This is a genomic window from Francisella sp. 19X1-34 (assembly GCF_041102755.1).
Taxonomy (GTDB): domain Bacteria; phylum Pseudomonadota; class Gammaproteobacteria; order Francisellales; family Francisellaceae; genus Francisella.
Map to the genome: position 1 here is coordinate 1 of NZ_JBGCTX010000051.1, position 18,042 is coordinate 18,042.

An 18,042-nucleotide genomic window follows, 5' to 3' on the forward strand; every position below is an offset into this window, starting at 1 on the left:
TTCTGTAAATCCCTTATTGTTATATTTAAAATATATAACCTAATTAAAATTTACACAATTATCTGTAAAGACCCTTAGAGAAAGATCAATATAAGTGATTTTTTATATTAACCTCTAGATCTTTTATTTGAATATTATACTTTGTATAGCCCTAAGATATCTCCTGCTTCATGATGAGTTACAATTGGCTTAAAGTGCTGAGCAAATTCTTCTTCAAAATTAGAGTAGTAGAATTTCCAAGACTCATATGGATAGACTTCCTTTTTCTTTGCATCTATTTCTATAATAAAAACTTGATCAGCAACTCGCTTTACTTCATTATAGAAATTTACTCTATCTTCGTATCGAATGTGCTTTACAACAGCACTGATAAAAACTAAATCAAAGTACTTATCTTCATAAGGTATATTAATCCCATCTATAGTTCTAAAGTTATATTGTAGTAGATTTTTCTTTGCAGAATTAATCGATGCATCATTAATATCTACTCCAAAACCAGATATTGGATATTTATTACAAATAAAATCTAGCATTAGGCCATTATCACAGCCATAATCTAATACTCTATTTTTCTTCCATTTGACCTTATCTAATATTGATCCCAATAACTTTTTAGGCTCTTTATAACCACACTCTAGATAAAAATCCCAGACTTGGTCAAGACTATTTGACGATGGATACTCTGTTTCCCATTTTTTCTTGATAATAATCTATTGCTTTCATATCTTAAACCTTATTGTTTATGGAGCTTAATTTAGAAATAATGATTTGCTTTTAATTATATAATAGTAAATTTTTAATACTAAATATTAGTATCCTTAGCAAAAACTTAGTTAATTATGCATAATTTTGTTTAGAGTTTAGTCTTATTAATGGTGCTAAAAGTACAAGCCAGAATATAAATACAATAAAACATAATATAATCATTGCAACAGCAAGAGGCATAATAGTCTTATTAGAGAAATGACTAATAATAAAACTTCCTAATGCAGAACAAGAGAAGTATAAGAAAAGTGATGCTGAAGACGCAATACTTACTGTTTTTTGATGGTTTTTAACTACTCCAACATTAAATACTGTAAGTATAAAACCACTACCTAGGAAAAATGCGATCATACTTATAATAAAGAAAGCTAAATGAATAGTTCCTGATAATATTTGTAAAAGAATAATTAAGCCAGAAATTAGCGATAATATAGCACCTATTCCCATAATTTCTTCTAGAGAGTATTTTTTAAGAAGCACGCCTGCAGCTAAAATACCAACCCAACTAATCAATGACATAAAGCTTACAAAATATCCGTAGCTAATTGTTGAAAAACCGTATGTGTTCATCATTAATAGTGGAGATGCTGTATCAAATACAGATTCACCTGCTACTACAAAAATAGTGCATAAGATAAAAGCTAAGAAATATCTTTCTCTAATAACAGTTGCATAATATTTAAATACAGCTGAAATCTCAAACTTTTCTTTATTTTCAGTCTTAGAAGTTTCAGGTAAGAAAAAGTAGGCAAAAAATCCAATAACTAATGTATAAGCCATTATTACAAAAAATGCTATTCTATAGCTATCTAATTTAGCTACATATCCGCCTAATATTGGTAATAATGTAATAATAATACATGCAGCGAACATTATTTTACTAAATACACGAGCAGCTTCTTTACCTTCATAAATATCATTGATAATTGTGCGACCCATTAGTACTGTAGCACTTACGCCTAAGCCTTGGAACATTCTACAGATCAAAAGTACTCTCATATCTGTTATAAATAAGCTCACAAAACTGGCTATACAAATCATAGCTATACCGATAAGCATAACTTTTCTACGACCAATTATCTCTCCAGCAGTACCAAAAATTAGCATCCCACCAGCTTTACAGATATAAAATATAGAAATAGTGTATTGTACTATTATTGCTGAAGCCATAAAATCATGTTTGATTAATGGTAAAAATGGCATGAAAAAATAGACGTTAAGATTTCCTAAAAACCAAGTTAATAAAACAAAACTTAAGGCCGATTTAGTATGATCAGGCATTTACTCTCCTAAAATATATTTATTTACCTATCAAACTAACTATAGATCTATACAAAATAGAAAAACGTAGTTAAAAATAAGTCATGATAATGATTATTAATTACGCATGATAAAAAAATATCAAGCTTTTGTCAAAGTATTTAAAGGCAGAATTAAAATATTTTTAATAAAGTTATCATATATTATTTATTTACCTGCTTACAAAAGGTCTCCCTACAAAAGAAAATAGCAAATAATAAAGATATAACATAAGATATCGGTAATAGCATTAAGCCATGCACATAAGCCGAATGACTAATGTTATTAGCATTAGTTACACCATTATCATTTAATGATATAAAGAAACCAGCAATTGTTGGATATATAGCTGATAACAATATCACAAAAGCGACCCCTATCCCTATCGCACTTGCCTTTATGTCAGGGTTACTATTTTCTAAGATAGTCGGAAATCCTATATTTTGGCCAGATCCAGCAACTCCTAAGAGAAAGAACATTGCAGCATAAGACCAAGTACTATTTAAATTAAAATACAGTATAGATAAAGTACTAATCAAACCAAATAAAGAACTTATTATAAAGAATAACTTACGTCTTTTGAGTATATCAGACAAATAACCTAATAGCGGACATCCTATAGCATAGCCAATCCACGCTGTAGAAATCATATATGCAGCATCATTATGAGATAAACCACATGTACGTAGAAAGCTTGTGCCTAATATTGCTCCCATAACAGATAAAGGAGCATATACAATCGCAGAAAATATAGCAACGTACCAGACCTGTTTAATTTTATACAAACGTTTAAGCCTTATAGTGATAGATTCTTTTTCTTTGTTTTTTGCGTGGGTTTGTACTGATTGAGTGGTATATGCTTTTGGTTTATTTCTAAAGAAAATTAGAGATATAATAGCTATAACTATCCCAAAAGATCCTACATAGCTTAAAGCAGCTCGCCAGCTAAGATTAGAATGTAATATAAATGAGATAAGTGGCCCTCCTGCTAGTATAGGACCTAGTGTTCCAACAAACTGAGATAGTCCAGAGAAAAAACCAAAGTATTTTTTAGGAAACCAGTTAGCAACTGTAACAAATAAACAGACAAAAGCAAAAGAAGATCCTATACCAAGTAAAAACCTTCCCCACAGAGCCATCATAAAACTGTCTGAACAGGCAAAAAAATATGTTGCAATTGCACAAAAAGCAGATGATACAACTAATATTTTTTTCACTCCAAATTTATCGACTAATACGCCAACTGGCATTTGCATAAGCCCATATGATATATAATAAACAGAACCTATTGTTGTAAATTGTTGTATTGTTAAATTTAGATCTTTTATAATATTGTTAGATATTGAGCCTAAAAAAGTTCTTAAAAGAAATTCGTACATAAAAAATATTGCTGGAATTAACCATATTAATATACCTACTAAACTAATCTTTTGATGTTCATTTTGCATATTTCAAAGCCCTTTTTTTGTAAAAATTTGATATTAAATGATAAATATTCTAGATTTCACTACCACTTCTCCACTTAGCTAAGCTCATTCTAAATTCAGCGGCTAAATGAGATAAAGGCTCTGGAGGATTTAGAGCAGGCATACCTGTAACTTCTTTTATATAATTAAGCTCATCTGAATATGAGCCTACCACCATATCAGCTAGTAGCATACCCGAGATTGTTCCCCATGCAATACCAACACCGTTATCACATACACTAGCATATGCTCCATCATCAAATTGCCCAAAGAAGTTTGTGAAGTTACGTGAGATTGCATAAGTGCCTCCCCAGGTATCAGACAATTTTAAATTTGGTATCTCAGGATAACGTTTCTTTAGAGCTCCAAGGTGGTTAATACGCACTTTATGAAGAAATCTAGAATTAATACTAGCTCCATATTTTGGTACATATCTATACGTATTTCGAATGAGAAGTCTATTATCCAAAGTCATTCGTAAAGTAGTGCCTGCATGATCTGCTGGAGTTAGTCCCCAGTCTGCTTCTCCTTTATAAGCATTAAGCTGTTTTTGTGATAAAGGAGGAGTCCAACTAGCAAAAGTCATAACTGGAAGCATTCGATTTTTTAAATAACCAAACTCTCTTGTAAATATGCCAGTTGTTAATAATAAATTTGAAGTAGAAATACTATTATTAGCAGATGAAGATAGTTCCCAACTATCTCCTTTTTTATTTATATTATATATAGGAGACTCTTCTAACAATGTCACATTAGCTGGAAGTGAAGCTGCTAGACCTTTAATTAAGGCTGCTGGTTGAACTAGGTAAGTTCCTGGTGTATAAATAGCTCGAGTATAATAATTAGTACCAATAACTTTAGCTAATGAATCTCTTTCAACTATTTTATACTCTTCATTTAACTCCTTTAATAACTTCTCAAAATGATTAAGAAAATCTTCTCCTCTAGAGCCAACAGCTCCTTGGTATTTTCCTACTGCTGACCATTGGCATTCTATATTATATGTATTTATCAATAAATCTAAGTTAGAAATAGCTAGTCTATTTAGTTTTAATATTTTTTGTTTAAACTCTAAATTAGGATTTTCTAAGGCAAATTTATGGGGCAAATCAATAACAAAACCTGAATTTCTTCCCGCTGCAGCTTGTCCAACACGTTGAGCATCTATTAATATAATATGTGCATTAGGTTTATGTTTTGCTAACTGTCTAGCTGCTGAAACGCCACAGAAACCTGACCCTACAACCACATAATCAGCATTATGCCTGTCTTCTAATCTTTTTATACTCTTAGTATTAAAAATATTTGCTTCTTTATACCAACCACATTTATTATCATCATTCGGTAAATTAATCATTTTTTTCACCTGTATGTTTAAGATTTTTTTAGACGTATTCCTATATTTTGGGTTTGAACATAACTATATATAGCTTCTTGGCCTTTTTCTCTACCAAAACCAGATAAGCCGACTCCTCCAAAAGGAGTTTCTATACCACCAGCGAACCATTCATTAATAAAAACTTGGCCACCTCTAAGTTCTCTAGCGATATTTAAAGTTTTATTTAAGTCTCTACCAAATACACCTGCACATAGTCCAAAGTCTGTACCATTTGCTAACTTAATAGCCTCATAATCAGAATCAAAAGGAGTAATAACTAAAACAGGTCCAAAAACTTCTTCTTGAAATATGGAAGTGTTTTTATTTGCTTCTATAATAGTTGGTGCTACATAATAACCTTCTGATACTACATTTTTGCCTCCAGTAAGGATATTAGCTCCTTGATTTTTAGCGTGCTCGATCATTTTTAAAATATCTTGCTGCTGCTCTAATGAAATAACAGGTGTCATATCAGCATTACCCTCTCCTTGTCCTAGAGAAAGACTCTCTGCTAGAGATACAACATCTGTTTTGACTTTATCATATACAGATCTATGTATTAAAAGACGTGACATTGCTGAACAAACCTGTCCAGCATTAAAAAATATTCCATTTCTCACACTTTGTAATAATGCATCATGATCATAATTCTCTAATACTATTCCAGCAGATTTACCTCCCAACTCCATCACAGATGGTACAGCTCTATCAGCAGCGTCTTTCAAGATTCTTTGTCCTGTCGGAACTGAACCTGTAAATACTATTTGATTAGTATAAGGATGTTTAACAAGGTAGCTCCCAATTTCAGAACCTTTACCACATAATAGATTAATAGCTCCTTTAGGAAATCCTGCTTTCTCAATAATCTCTATTAACAAAGAAACTGCTATTGGAGATAATTCTGGTGATTTAATAATAACAGCATTACCAGCAGCTAAAGCAGGAGCTAAAGATCTAGCACATATAGAAACTGGGAAGTTCCAAGGAACTATTTGAACAGATACTCCAAAAGGTACATAATGTGTAAAATCAATATAATCTTTACCTAAAGGAACTGATATTCCTTCTATTTTATCAGCCATTCCAGCGTAGTATTCAAAATATCTTGCTGCTTCTAAGAACTCATCTTTTGCATCACAATATCTTTTACCGTTTTCTCTGCATAAAACTAAAATAACTTCTTTATCTTCAGCAAGTTTTTTAATAAGCTTTGACGCTTTTAGCATCCATTTAGTACGTTGCTCAGGCTTTATATCTGTTAGTAATTTTTGTTTCACACAATTATGTGCTGATAAAGTTGCCTGTTCAGCATCTTCTTTAGTAGCTCTAGCTATAGTTGCATATGGTTTTCCAGTAGCGGGATTTTTTATAATGACTGAATCTTTTGAATCCACCCATTGCCCATCAATATAGTTTAAATAATGTTTCATTTATTTTTCTCCAATGATTTTTTTACTTGTAAAGCTAACCACTTTTGAAAATAATGTGTTGAAACATCCATTTCAGGAGAAAACACACCTCCTTTAAAACCTGGGGAACGACGTCCCTGCTGCATACCTTCTACAGCCGGAATATCCTCACCAAAGACTATACGCCAGGATTCAACAACAGAAGCTCTACAGTTTGAATATTCATCAGAAGCAGCTTCTTCTCCTACATAAAAAATTGATAAATGCTCTATGCTTTTTTCTGCACTAACAGGCTCTATAACAATAGCAAAAGCATGATCTTTTTGTATACCAAGTAATACGTTTGGAAAAATTGCTATATATTCTGCATATTGGGATTTATGTTCAGGCCAATTAGAAAATGCAGGTAAATGAGTTCCTGCAACATTTGCTAAATTATAGACTGTGGTGCCTTGACCTGCAAAATACTCTGAGAACATAATATTATAGTGATCTTCAAGACGAGAATATTTGTTTAGACTTGGATGAACCCAAGGTAAATGATATGATTCACAATAATTTTCTACTGCTAGCTTCCAGTTACAGTTTACTTCAAGTTTTATATCATTTTCATTACCAACTTTATATAATTCATCAAGCCCATCTTTTCCCAAAAACTCTGACCAACGCTGAGCTAAAGGGCTAATATGTTCTTCAAAGCTTTTAGCATCCCCAGATAGGTTAATAAATAACATACCCATCCAGCTACTAGAACTGATTTGTTTTAAGCCATTTTTTTTACAGTCAAATCTATCATCTCTATGCTTGCCAATCCCTCCTATATGAGGCGTACCTTTTAAATTTCCATTTAAGTCATAAGTCCAAGAGTGATATGGACATCTAATCATACCTTTAACAAAACTCTCCTCTGATACCAGTCTCATACCTCTATGGCTACAGACATTATGAAAGACTTTTAGCTCATTTTGAGTATTCCTGATTAATACTAATGGGAGCCCCATAAAGTCTATTGGTTTTACATTACTATTGTTTAACAGTTCTGAAACAAAACCTAGGCATACCCAAGTATTTGCAAAGATATTATCTCTTTCAAATTCAAAATATTCTTGGTTAGTATAGAACTCATTAGGCATTCCATTAGCACTACTTATAGGGTTAAGGACATTATCAATTGGTTCTGATGACTCCTGTAGCTTAGTCTGAATATTCATACCTTCTCCTTTTTTTGTTGTTTTGTATAAAACTAGATATTTAATAAATATTAAATAATTTAATTAGGTGAAATATACTTTTCTATTCTTATGCTTTTTTTATCAAAGCCTATTTTTTTAAGCTCTTGTGATGCTTGTTCAATCATATTGGGGTTACCACATAAGTACACGACATCTTCATTAGGGTCCAAATCTAAATTTTTGAATTGATCTTGAACATATCCTGATACCTCATACTCTGATAAGCTGTCTAACTCACGACTTAAGCAAAGTTTAAAGTGTATGTTTTTATGGCTTTTATCTAAATTGATAAATTCATCCATATATAAGGCATTTTTCTTATATTGGACTCCTGATAATATATGAATTTCAGTTTGATCAGCTAACTCTAATAATTTTGGAAACATTGATTTATAAGGAACTATTCCTGTACCTGTACCAACCAATATGATTTTTTTAAAGTTCTGATCTTGTAAAACTAATCTACCTGCAGGTCCCATGGCATTAATCCTTTGACCTGACTCAGCACTAAAAAAATATTCTGAAGCAATTCCTCCTTTAACATAAGAGATAGCTACAGAGAAAGAATCGTTATTAGAAGGTGTAGAACCTAAGCTATAACTTCGGCGTTTGATGCTATTTGTTTTAGGCTCTTCAAATAATAATGTTATAAATTGTCCTGGGGTAAAATTAAGGGGTTTTTTATCTAATCTTTTAAATCCTAATTCCTTTATATTTGATGCAATGTCTTTAAGATAACTCAGCTCTAATTGAAATTTTTCTATAGCCATAATTAACTTATTTTTTATCCCTTTCTAACTCCAGTTTAGATATTAAAATCTCAAAAAATTACTTTTTTTACAGCAAACAGATTAAGAAAAATAAATTATGGTTTAAATACTTTTATATAAAAATCTAACATGTGTTAGAAGCTTTATTAAATAAAGGTTTTACATAACTAAGATTTAAATAGGTTTTATATTTAGAAAGCAAAATATACAAGCTATTTACTGAATTAAAATTTTAACTATCTCTTACAGTTTCTTATCAAGCTATTAGATTATTTTAATAGTCTAAAGAATATTAAGCTAGCTATTCAAAAAAAATCTATGCTAGACTAGCAATAATATATAAATATAAAATTAAACATTACAAATTAAGGAAATTTTATGTCAGAAAAAATAATTGTTATTGTTGAATTAGACTCTAAAAATGGCCGTAATCAAGAGCTATATGAACTTGCAAAAAAACTTATAGATCCAATAAATGCTGAGTTAGGATGTATACATTATGAATTAGGATACAATGATAGAGGAACTGTATTTGAAGTTATGGCTTTTACAGATGAAAATAGCCACAAAATTCATTTAGAATCTAAACATGTACAAAATTTCTTAGCAGAGATTAAAGATTTAGATGTTGAAATTAAAATTGAGAAGTTTAAAGCTTGTACATAATCTTAATTAGTTCATAGAACATAACTAAGCTACGTTAGAAAGTTTTTTAATATACAGCAAAGAGGAAAAACATGAAAAAATTAATAAAAATATCGCTTGTTGCTATATCACTTTTAGCACTATCAGCATTAGTAACTAGCTGTGATACAGATAAAGCTGCTACTCAAAGCTCAGCTAAAATGGTAGGTACAAATTCTGGAACTTATACTCCTAAATACTTATCTGTTCCTGAGTATAAAAAATGTTTAGAAACTCATGATTTTGGGACTTGGAAAGGATATTGTCTTCCTAGCCAAATAAAAGACGGCTGCCCTACTTCATCATTTAAAGAATTAAGAAAACTTAATCTAATTGGTTGCCAAAATGATAAGGCTATTAAAAAGCTTCCCTTAGAGCCTGGCCCAGTTATAGCTATTAATGGAAAACCAATTGATACATCAAAGTTAACTAATTAATAAAAACATATTTTAATTTTTATTTAATTTTTATTTAATTTTTTCATAAAAAACATATTTACCTGACTTTATAATTACAAATAGTTTTAGATAATTATCTGGGTTATAGATCTTTTTACACTATATTAGCCATTATTTTGAATTAATATTCATTATTAGTCAATAATTTAAAATTAATATATTTTTTAATATTTGCTAGAAATAAATTGATTGTATATTTATAGGTGTGGTAAAAATATTAGATGTTCACGAGAACTGTTACGTGAGAGTAATTTATTAATGATAATGATTATTAAAATAAATCTGCCGTAATAATAAACCATAAGGATTAAATATGAAATACAAAAAAACATTATTTTTAATGGTGGCAACAGGACTACTATCTATGACTTTAGCTAGCTGTGATTCTAGTAAAACATCAGACTCATCTAAAGCAAGCATTTATGCTCCAGCAGGCAAAGATACTTTTGTTAGAGCAAATGGCTCAGAACCTGATTCTTTAGATCCAATGCATACTCAAACTGTTCCAGCTTCAAATATATTATACGATTTGGGTGAAGGTTTGATAGGATTAAATCAATCAAATAAACCAATACCAGGAGTAGCAAAATCATGGAAAGTATCCAGTAATAATTTAGTCTATACTTTCTATCTACGCAAAGATGCTAAATGGTCAAATGGAAAACCTGTAACTGCTGAGGATTTTGTTTATTCATTCCAACGTAATGTTACTCCTAAAAATGCTTCGGAAATGGCCTATAAGCTTGCACCTATAGAAAATGCCCAAGCTATTATGGATAGTAAAAAGCCTGTTTCATCACTAGCTGTAAAAGCATTAGGACCTCATACGTTACAAATTACATTGTCACATCCAGTTTATTATTTCTTAAGTATTATGGCTGATCCAATTTCATACCCAGCGTATAAACCTGGTATTGAAAAGTATGGTGAAGCATTCTTCCAGCCAGGAAAATATGTTTCAAATGGTGCTTACTATCTAAAAGAATGGGTTCCTAATGGACATATTACAGTTACAAAAAATCCATACTATTGGGATGCTAAGAATGTCCATATTAAAAATGTTGAATTTTTACCAATTGTAGATAGAACATCTGCATATAATGCCTATGCTGCCGGTAGAGCTGATTTTGTAATGTATGTCCCAACAAGTAATCTTGCGGAAGTTAAGAAAAAATTTCCTGGCCAGCTTAAAACCACACCATGGCTAGATATGGAGTATTTAGACTTTAACCTTGATAAAGCTCCATTTAAAGATAATGTAAAACTAAGAGAAGCACTATCTTTAGTGATTAATAGAAAAGATATTACAAAATATGTTACTAAAGAAGGTGATACTCCTCTTTATAGTTTCTTCCCATCTAGCATTGAAAACGGTATCTATAAAAATGTAGCATATGATTGGAGAGATTGGCCAATGCAAAAACGCATTGAACTGGCTAAAAAGCTTTATAAAGAAGCTGGTTACTCAAAAGATCATCCTCTAAAAATATCTATAGAATACAATACTGATGCAGTTCATAAAAAAGTAATGGAAGCTATTGCTCAGATGTGGAAGCAAACTCTAGGAGTAGATACAACAGAGGCAAATTCTGAGTTTAAAGTTTTCCTTAAAGTTAGACAAGCTCGTAATTATAAAGGTGTGGCACGCGATGGTTGGGTTGCTGACTTTAATGCAATTGATGATTTTCTAAATATGTGGGTATGTAATGGCCCTCAAGATGATCCAGGATATTGTAACCCAGAGTATGATAAGCTTATACATCAAGCAGAGAAACAACCGACTGCTGAGGCTGCTAAACCTTATTATACTAAAGCTGCCAATATTGCTATGAGTGATTATCCAATTATTCCATTATATTCTAACTCTATTGTGCATCTTGTTAAACCGTATGTACAAAACTATAACATGGAAACAAATCATCAAGATTTCATCTATGATAAGTGGTTGTCATTTAAGCAAAAAAAGTAAATTCATGAAAGGAAAATAAATGTTTAGTTATATATTAAGAAGGTTAGTTGGGGCTATCCCTACCCTTTTTATTGTTATCTTAGTTAGCTTTTTAATGGTGCATATGACTCCTGGAGATCCTTTTGCCTCAGAAAGAGCATTATCACCTGAAGTATTAAAACAGCTACATCATCAGTATCATCTAGATTTACCTTTATGGAAACAATTTTTTTACTATCTTGATGGCCTAATTCACGGTAACTTAGGTTACTCTTTCAAATTTCAAGGCCAGTCAATTAATAATCTTGTATTCCCTGATGGTGGCCAAGGTGGCTTTTGGGTATCTGTTCAGTTAGGTATTTATAGCATTATTATTGCAACTGTTTTTGGAGTTATCTTTGGTATATTTTCAGCTATATCTCGTAATACTAAGGCTAATTTTGTCGATCATATTATCACTATCATTGCGATGCTATTTATATCTACACCTGTTGTTGTAACAGCCCCTATTGCAGTATTAATATTTTCTGTAATATTAGGTTGGTTTCCTTCAGGTGGTTGGGGTTCATGGAATGATATGATCCTACCAGTAATCGTATTAGCAATTCCATATATAGCTATTATTACACAAATTACTCGTAGTAGCTTAATTGAGATTATTAGTTCGCCATTTATTCGTACAGCTAAAGCTAAAGGTTTGTCAATGCCTCGAATTATATGGAAGCATGCCTTAAAGCCTTCTTTGATGCCGGTAGTATCTTTTTTAGGTCCTGCTGTTGCTGGTATCTTAACTGGTTCAGTAGTTGTTGAGACGGTATTTACAATCCCAGGAATTGGTGTTCAAGTAGTTCAAGGTGCAACAAATCGTGACTATAACCTAGTACTTGCTTTGACAATTGTATATAGCGTTTTAGTAATCCTTTTTAATCTAGTCGTTGATATTATCTACGCCTTTTTAGATCCAAAGATTAGATATTAGGAGATATAGATTATGACTCAAAGTTTTACATTAAATCAAAAAAAGAAAAATGCTGATTTTTTAGATAATATTGCTAATCAGTCTCATGATGAAGCTTTTAAGGGACGTAGCCTTTATCATGATGCTTGGTTACGTTTTAAGAAAAACAAAACAGCAATGATCAGCTTAGTAATACTAGTTTTAATAGTTTTAGCTGTAATTATACTTCCGTGGTTTTCACCATATAGCTATGCAGATCAAAACTTACTTCAAGTTGACCAAGCGCCTAGTGCTATACATTGGTTTGGTACAGATGATCTAGGGCGTGATGTTTTTACTCGTGTAATGGTCGGTGGTAGAATCACCTTAGAAATAGGTTTTGTTGCAACACTTGTAAGTGTCATAATTGGTACACTTGTTGGAGCTACAGCAGGCTTCTTTGGCGGTAAGATTGACAGTGTATTAATGCGTATAGTAGATATACTATATGGTCTACCATTTATGTTTTTTGCGATATTGTTAGTTACTATTTTTGGTAGAGATTTTGTATTAGTATTTATCGCTATCGGAGCTGTAAGTTGGCTAGATATGGCCCGTGTTGTGCGTGGTCAGACTTTAGGACTTAAGAGTAAAGAATTCATTGAAGCAGCATATGTTTGTGGTGTTAAAGAAAGAACTATTATTACTCGGCATATTGTCAGAAACCTTATAGGTATTGTCGCTGTATATATTACTCTAACTGTTCCGATAGTTATTATGACTGCTGCATTTTTAAGTTTCCTAGGCTTAGGTGTACAGCCTCCTATGACTGATTGGGGTGGCTTAATTAGTGATGGTGTTGCTGTGATAACTTTTAATTATTGGTGGATTTTGGTTATTCCTTCAATATTTTTAACAGTAACACTATTATGTTTTAATTTTATTGGTAATGGCTTAAGAGATGCCTTAGACCCACGCGAACATCGTTAAGGAGGATTTATGTCATTATTAGAAGTTAAAAATTTAAATGTGAAATTCAAAACTAATGACGGTTTGATAAGCGCTGTCAATGATATTAGCTTTACGCTTGATGAAAGTGAAACATTAGGAATAGTTGGTGAATCAGGTTCCGGAAAAAGCCAAACTGTTTTAGCTCTTATGGGTTTATCAGCTCCTAATGCAGTTATTACAGGCTCAGTGAAACTAAATGGTCAAGAGCTAATTGGTATGAAAACTAAGGCTCTAAATCAGATTCATGGAAATGATATCTCGATGATTTTCCAAGATCCTATGACTTCATTAAACCCATATATGAATGTCGAAGCACAGCTTTGTGAAACTATGATGATTCATAAAAATTGCTCAAAAGCTGAAGCAAGAAAGCATGCTATAGAAATGCTAGATGCGGTACATATTCCTGATGCTAAAAATAGAATTAAACTGTATCCTCATGAGTTTTCTGGTGGAATGCGTCAACGTGTAATGATTGCTATGGCTCTTATGTGTAAGCCCAAGCTTTTAATAGCAGATGAACCTACTACAGCTTTAGATGTAACTGTTCAAGCTCAGATTTTAAAGCTTTTAAATGGTCTTCAAAAAGAGTTTCAAATGGCAACTATCTTGATTACCCATGATATTGGAGTCGTTGCTGGGGCTTGTGATAGAGTTATGGTTATGTATGGAGGTTCTTTAGTTGAATCTGCAGATATTGGTGGTTTATTTAATAACCATTATCATCCTTATACTACTGGACTAATGGCTGCTACTCCACGGGTTGATTTACCTAAATCACAATTACAAGCAATTCCTGGTGAACCACCTGATTTATCACACTTACCTAAAGGTTGTGCATTCTCACCAAGGTGCACTTATGTAACAGAGGCTTGTATTGAAAAAGCTCCAGTACTTAAAGATATGGGCGGTGATAAGAAACATTTGGTAGCATGTTTTAACAGTGAAAAAATTATAAGTCAGAGAGGTTAGTAACAATATGACTGAAAACCCTTTATTAAACATTAGTGACTTAAAAATCCATTTTCCTCTTAAGAAATCATGGCCTTGGCAAGAAACTAGACACGTTAAGGCAGTTGATGGTGTATCTTTTGATGTAATCAAAGGTGAAACATTAGGCATTGTAGGTGAATCAGGCTGTGGTAAGTCAACATTAATTAGAGCCATTGTAGGGCTTGTTGGCGCAACAGATGGTAAAGTTGTCTGGGCAGGTAAAGACTTAACCGCTCTTAAGACAAAAAAAGCTTGGCAATCGGTAAGAAAAGATATACAAATGGTTTTTCAAGACCCTTTTGCTTCGCTTAACCCAAGAATAACTGTAGGAAATATTATAGCAGAACCTCTAAGAGTGCATAAGCCAAAGTTATCAGCAAAAGAAAGACTCCAAAGAGTTGAAGAGATTATGAAGCTGGTAGGCTTATCACCAAAACATGTAAACCGTTATCCGCACCAATTTTCAGGTGGACAATGCCAGCGTGTTGGTATAGCAAGAGCTTTGATATTAAAGCCTACTATTCTTGTATGTGATGAGCCTGTCAGTGCACTAGATGTATCAATTCAAGCACAAATAGTAAATTTATTAAAAGATTTACAAAATACTCTTAATCTGACCATATTATTTATTGCTCATAATCTAAGTGTTGTTAAACATATTTCAGATAGAATTATGGTAATGTATTTAGGTAATGTAATGGAAATTGGCGAGTCAAAATCTCTTTGTGATAACCCTCTTCATCCATATACTAAAGCATTACTATCAGCTGTACCTCTACCTGATCCAGATCTTGAGCGTAATAAACAAATTCAGATTCTTGAAGGAGATTTACCATCTCCGATAAATCCTCCATCAGGTTGTGTTTTTAGAACGCGCTGCCCTATTGCAACACAAGATTGTTCTAAATCAAAGCCTGCAGTAAAAGAGGTTTCTAATACACGAAAAGTAGCTTGTATTAAGGTTTAAATAAAGATATTTTTTAATTTATGATTATTCTATAAAAGCTTTTAATAAGCGTGCTAAGTTAACCTAAATATTCTAAAATTTATAGAACTTAAGTGTCTAGATATTGTTAAACATTAGGATATGCTTTTTATAATGAAATTCTATATAGGTAAAACCTGTAGAGAATTTATAAAATAGAAGTATTATATTCTATATTAGTAGGTGAAAAACCATGGTTTTCTACATTATTCAAGCCAAAACTAATCAAATGGCACATATTTTTTGTCTCTTTGATATTTAGTGGCGGCGGACATTCATGAGTTTTGATCCAGTCTATAAAGCTATCTGCTTTTATATAACCATATTTTTTAGCTTGTTCTAACCCCCACCCATATTTTGGTAACCATTTTGAAGGAAAATTTTTAGGTGGATTACTAATCATCGCAGGATTGATCTTAGAATATTTAGGATACTTAATTTGAATAGCTTTTGCCTTACTATTATTTTCTAAATTAAAAGGATCTCTAACTGTAATTAATCCTTTTAATATCATTTTGTCCCAAATATACATAAGATCATATGATTGCAAACCTTCTATAGCTTTATCACCCAGTACTGCAGGAGACATACCTTTAAACTCAACTTCTGGCCATCTTACGTCACAGATTTCAAAGGTTGGACTTCCTGCAGAATTAGGTTCAAGAGTCATTTGAATAACATTTATACCTGCTGATTTTACAACGTTATACATCCACTTATCTATACTAGCATTTTCTTCTCCTGCTAAATAACTATAACGCTTACTTGATTCATTATATTTAGCATTAATATGATCTTCTACATAAATATGTACTAAATATTGATATGCTTCTTTAGCTGATTTAAAACTAGCCAACTTTGACTTAATTTCATTCCAGTTTTTACTATAAACTAAGCATAAAATAAGTGGATCATAGCTGTTATTGCCAACCTTAGGTATATATTTCCAATCTTTTGGATTAAAAGATTTACTTATTAATAAATTATACATTTCCATACTAAAAGGTATACTTTTACCAATAATCTGAGTTCTTACTGTATTATTGTTACCAAGCTTAGTATAAAACTCTTTTAGCTTATTTTCACTTTTATATATTTTGTAAATTACATCTATTTTATTATATCCTGCTATAGTTTTTCCTCCAGTATATAGATATATGCCTGATCCTTTTGACCAATTAAAATATCCACCATAGGGAAACATCATCCAACCCATAGAAGATACTTCTATGTAATTTTTATTAGATCCTTGAATAACTTTATCTGAGGTAAAACCATGATTATCAATATAAGAATCATTTGAGGTATTTATTCTCATACTTGTGTCAGGAAAAAGAAAAACATTTAATTGAGGTTCTAACGAATTATTATATATACCATTAGGATATTCTTTAGTAGGAACACGATACCAATAGTTTAAATCACTATAATAAGTATAAGCATTTTTAGGAGACATCTGTTTTATTGTTTTCGAGGTTGGGTATACTATTTCTAAATATTTTTTAGCATATTTGTATGCAGCAGGTTCATTACTTTGATCACAAAATGCTATGGATGATATAAGTGTCAGAAATAAAAATAATGTTTTTCTCATAATTTCTCTCCAAAAAATAATTACAACCTTTTAAATCTTATTTTAGATATGATCTTTTAGTATCATATATAACAACTATCTTAATGAATTATTATGCTATTAAATATTGATCAATTTAAAATTGATTTTTAATTTTCCTCCCATAAAACCTAATTTGTTCGATAATAAAAGTATTTAAAAAAATAATTAGTTCTACTTATAATATAAATAATTGTTTATATATTTTCTATATAAATCATTACTTAGTAAGCAAACTTATACTGGTTTTATATTCACTTAAATCATTAAATAAGTTTGTCTCTAAAAAATATTCTTTAGTTATAAAGCTACTAAAGCTAGGGATATCCAAGATATTTATATTTTGGACATTAAAATATAACCCCATTCCTAAACTTTTAATTATAGCTTCTTTTACATTAAAAACTTCAAGGAAGAAATCTAATTTATCAGTTTTTTCAGTTAGCTGATTATAATAATATATTTCTTTAGGATGCATTATGATATTGATTAAATCTTGATGGTTAATTTTAGTATTGATAAATTCAATATCTACACCAATATTATATTTATCACTAATAGCGATTATTATATATTGCCCAGAATAAGAAATACTAAAATCAATATTTTCATTAGCTTTTAATATAGGCTTTTGATATTGACCATATTTTAGTTCAAAACTATTGATTTGATATTTAGATTTTAAATAATTATATAAAAAACTGCGTGCTAATAATCTTTTATTTTGATCATTAGCAAACTTATATTTTTTAATTTCTAAAATTTGGTTATTAGGTATGATATCGTGTTTAATCAAATTGATATTTTCTACTAAATTCAATAGAAAAATATCAGTGTCCTTGTAGATTTTTTTATAAAACTTAAATTGAGAAATCACGATAAAGCATAAACATTTTAAATATATATTTATTATAAGCTTATTCTAATATTTTTCTTATACTTTATAGTAATCTTTAGTTATCAATTTAACTTTTTGTTCTTATCTAACATAAGAATTTATTTAATAATTTTTAGTGAATTAGGCTCTGTGCACAAAAATAAATTTTCATCGAAGCCAAATAAAAGTACAAGCTAATTTAATCATTCCTATATATG

Annotated in this window: 16 protein-coding genes; 7 read left to right on the forward strand and 9 right to left on the reverse strand. The window is 30.9% G+C overall.

The annotated features are described in order from the left end of the window. Window positions 1–134: 134 nt before the first annotated feature. From AB8E56_RS08540 to AB8E56_RS08570, 7 genes are all read right to left on the reverse strand, one after another. Complete coding sequence (locus AB8E56_RS08540) at window positions 135–605, reverse strand: class I SAM-dependent methyltransferase (protein ID WP_329480085.1); 471 nt, start codon at window positions 603–605, stop codon at window positions 135–137. A gap of 232 nt (window positions 606–837) precedes the next feature. Beyond that, window positions 838–2,046 carry an MFS transporter gene (locus tag AB8E56_RS08545; protein ID WP_329480087.1) on the reverse strand — a complete coding sequence of 403 codons (1,209 nt, stop codon included), beginning with the start codon at window positions 2,044–2,046 and terminating at the stop codon, window positions 838–840. A gap of 182 nt (window positions 2,047–2,228) precedes the next feature. Then, window positions 2,229–3,512, reverse strand: coding sequence for an MFS transporter (locus tag AB8E56_RS08550; RefSeq protein WP_329480089.1), 1,284 nt, complete (start codon window positions 3,510–3,512; stop codon window positions 2,229–2,231). Window positions 3,513–3,561: 49 nt separating this feature from the next. Next, window positions 3,562–4,887: an FAD-binding oxidoreductase gene (locus AB8E56_RS08555; RefSeq protein WP_329480091.1), complete on the reverse strand. Its 1,326-nt coding sequence runs from the start codon at window positions 4,885–4,887 to the stop codon at window positions 3,562–3,564. A 17-nt stretch (window positions 4,888–4,904) separates the two neighbouring features. Then, on the reverse strand, window positions 4,905–6,338 hold the full coding sequence (locus AB8E56_RS08560; protein ID WP_329480093.1) for an aldehyde dehydrogenase family protein: 1,434 nt from the start codon (window positions 6,336–6,338) through the stop codon (window positions 4,905–4,907). Next, complete coding sequence (locus AB8E56_RS08565) at window positions 6,335–7,528, reverse strand: aromatic ring-hydroxylating dioxygenase subunit alpha (RefSeq protein WP_329480095.1); 1,194 nt, start codon at window positions 7,526–7,528, stop codon at window positions 6,335–6,337. Before AB8E56_RS08565 ends, AB8E56_RS08560 begins: the two co-directional genes overlap by 4 nt. A gap of 59 nt (window positions 7,529–7,587) precedes the next feature. Beyond that, on the reverse strand, window positions 7,588–8,319 hold the full coding sequence (locus AB8E56_RS08570) for an FAD-binding oxidoreductase (RefSeq protein WP_329480097.1): 732 nt from the start codon (window positions 8,317–8,319) through the stop codon (window positions 7,588–7,590). Between the two features lie 378 nt (window positions 8,320–8,697). Between AB8E56_RS08570 and AB8E56_RS08575 the strand changes: the two genes are divergently transcribed. The 7 genes from AB8E56_RS08575 (at window position 8,698) to AB8E56_RS08605 (ending at window position 15,317) form a co-directional block, all read left to right on the forward strand. Beyond that, window positions 8,698–8,985 (forward strand): antibiotic biosynthesis monooxygenase, encoded by a 288-nt coding sequence (locus tag AB8E56_RS08575; RefSeq protein ID WP_329480099.1) that lies wholly within the window; start codon window positions 8,698–8,700, stop codon window positions 8,983–8,985. A 71-nt stretch (window positions 8,986–9,056) separates the two neighbouring features. After that, on the forward strand, window positions 9,057–9,440 hold the full coding sequence (locus AB8E56_RS08580) for a hypothetical protein (RefSeq protein WP_329480101.1): 384 nt from the start codon (window positions 9,057–9,059) through the stop codon (window positions 9,438–9,440). 334 nt (window positions 9,441–9,774) lie between these two features. Beyond that, on the forward strand, window positions 9,775–11,430 hold the full coding sequence (locus AB8E56_RS08585) for a peptide ABC transporter substrate-binding protein (protein ID WP_329480103.1): 1,656 nt from the start codon (window positions 9,775–9,777) through the stop codon (window positions 11,428–11,430). A gap of 19 nt (window positions 11,431–11,449) precedes the next feature. After that, entirely contained in the window at window positions 11,450–12,388 is a 939-nt protein-coding gene (locus AB8E56_RS08590) for an ABC transporter permease subunit (protein ID WP_329480105.1), read from the forward strand. A 12-nt stretch (window positions 12,389–12,400) separates the two neighbouring features. Continuing rightward, the gene (locus AB8E56_RS08595; protein ID WP_329480107.1) at window positions 12,401–13,336 is read left to right on the forward strand and encodes an ABC transporter permease subunit; all 936 of its coding nucleotides are present in this window, start codon (window positions 12,401–12,403) and stop codon (window positions 13,334–13,336) included. Between the two features lie 9 nt (window positions 13,337–13,345). Beyond that, window positions 13,346–14,329: an oligopeptide/dipeptide ABC transporter ATP-binding protein gene (locus AB8E56_RS08600; RefSeq protein ID WP_329480109.1), complete on the forward strand. Its 984-nt coding sequence runs from the start codon at window positions 13,346–13,348 to the stop codon at window positions 14,327–14,329. Window positions 14,330–14,336: 7 nt separating this feature from the next. Continuing rightward, window positions 14,337–15,317 carry a dipeptide ABC transporter ATP-binding protein gene (locus tag AB8E56_RS08605; RefSeq protein WP_329480111.1) on the forward strand — a complete coding sequence of 327 codons (981 nt, stop codon included), beginning with the start codon at window positions 14,337–14,339 and terminating at the stop codon, window positions 15,315–15,317. Window positions 15,318–15,483: 166 nt separating this feature from the next. Here the strand turns inward: AB8E56_RS08605 and AB8E56_RS08610 are convergent, their stop codons facing one another. Together AB8E56_RS08610 and AB8E56_RS08615 are read right to left on the reverse strand one after the other, a co-directional pair. Beyond that, window positions 15,484–16,929: a hypothetical protein gene (locus AB8E56_RS08610; protein WP_329480113.1), complete on the reverse strand. Its 1,446-nt coding sequence runs from the start codon at window positions 16,927–16,929 to the stop codon at window positions 15,484–15,486. A 238-nt stretch (window positions 16,930–17,167) separates the two neighbouring features. Further along, the gene (locus AB8E56_RS08615) at window positions 17,168–17,767 is read right to left on the reverse strand and encodes a 4'-phosphopantetheinyl transferase superfamily protein (RefSeq protein WP_329480115.1); all 600 of its coding nucleotides are present in this window, start codon (window positions 17,765–17,767) and stop codon (window positions 17,168–17,170) included. Window positions 17,768–18,042: the final 275 nt, after the last annotated feature.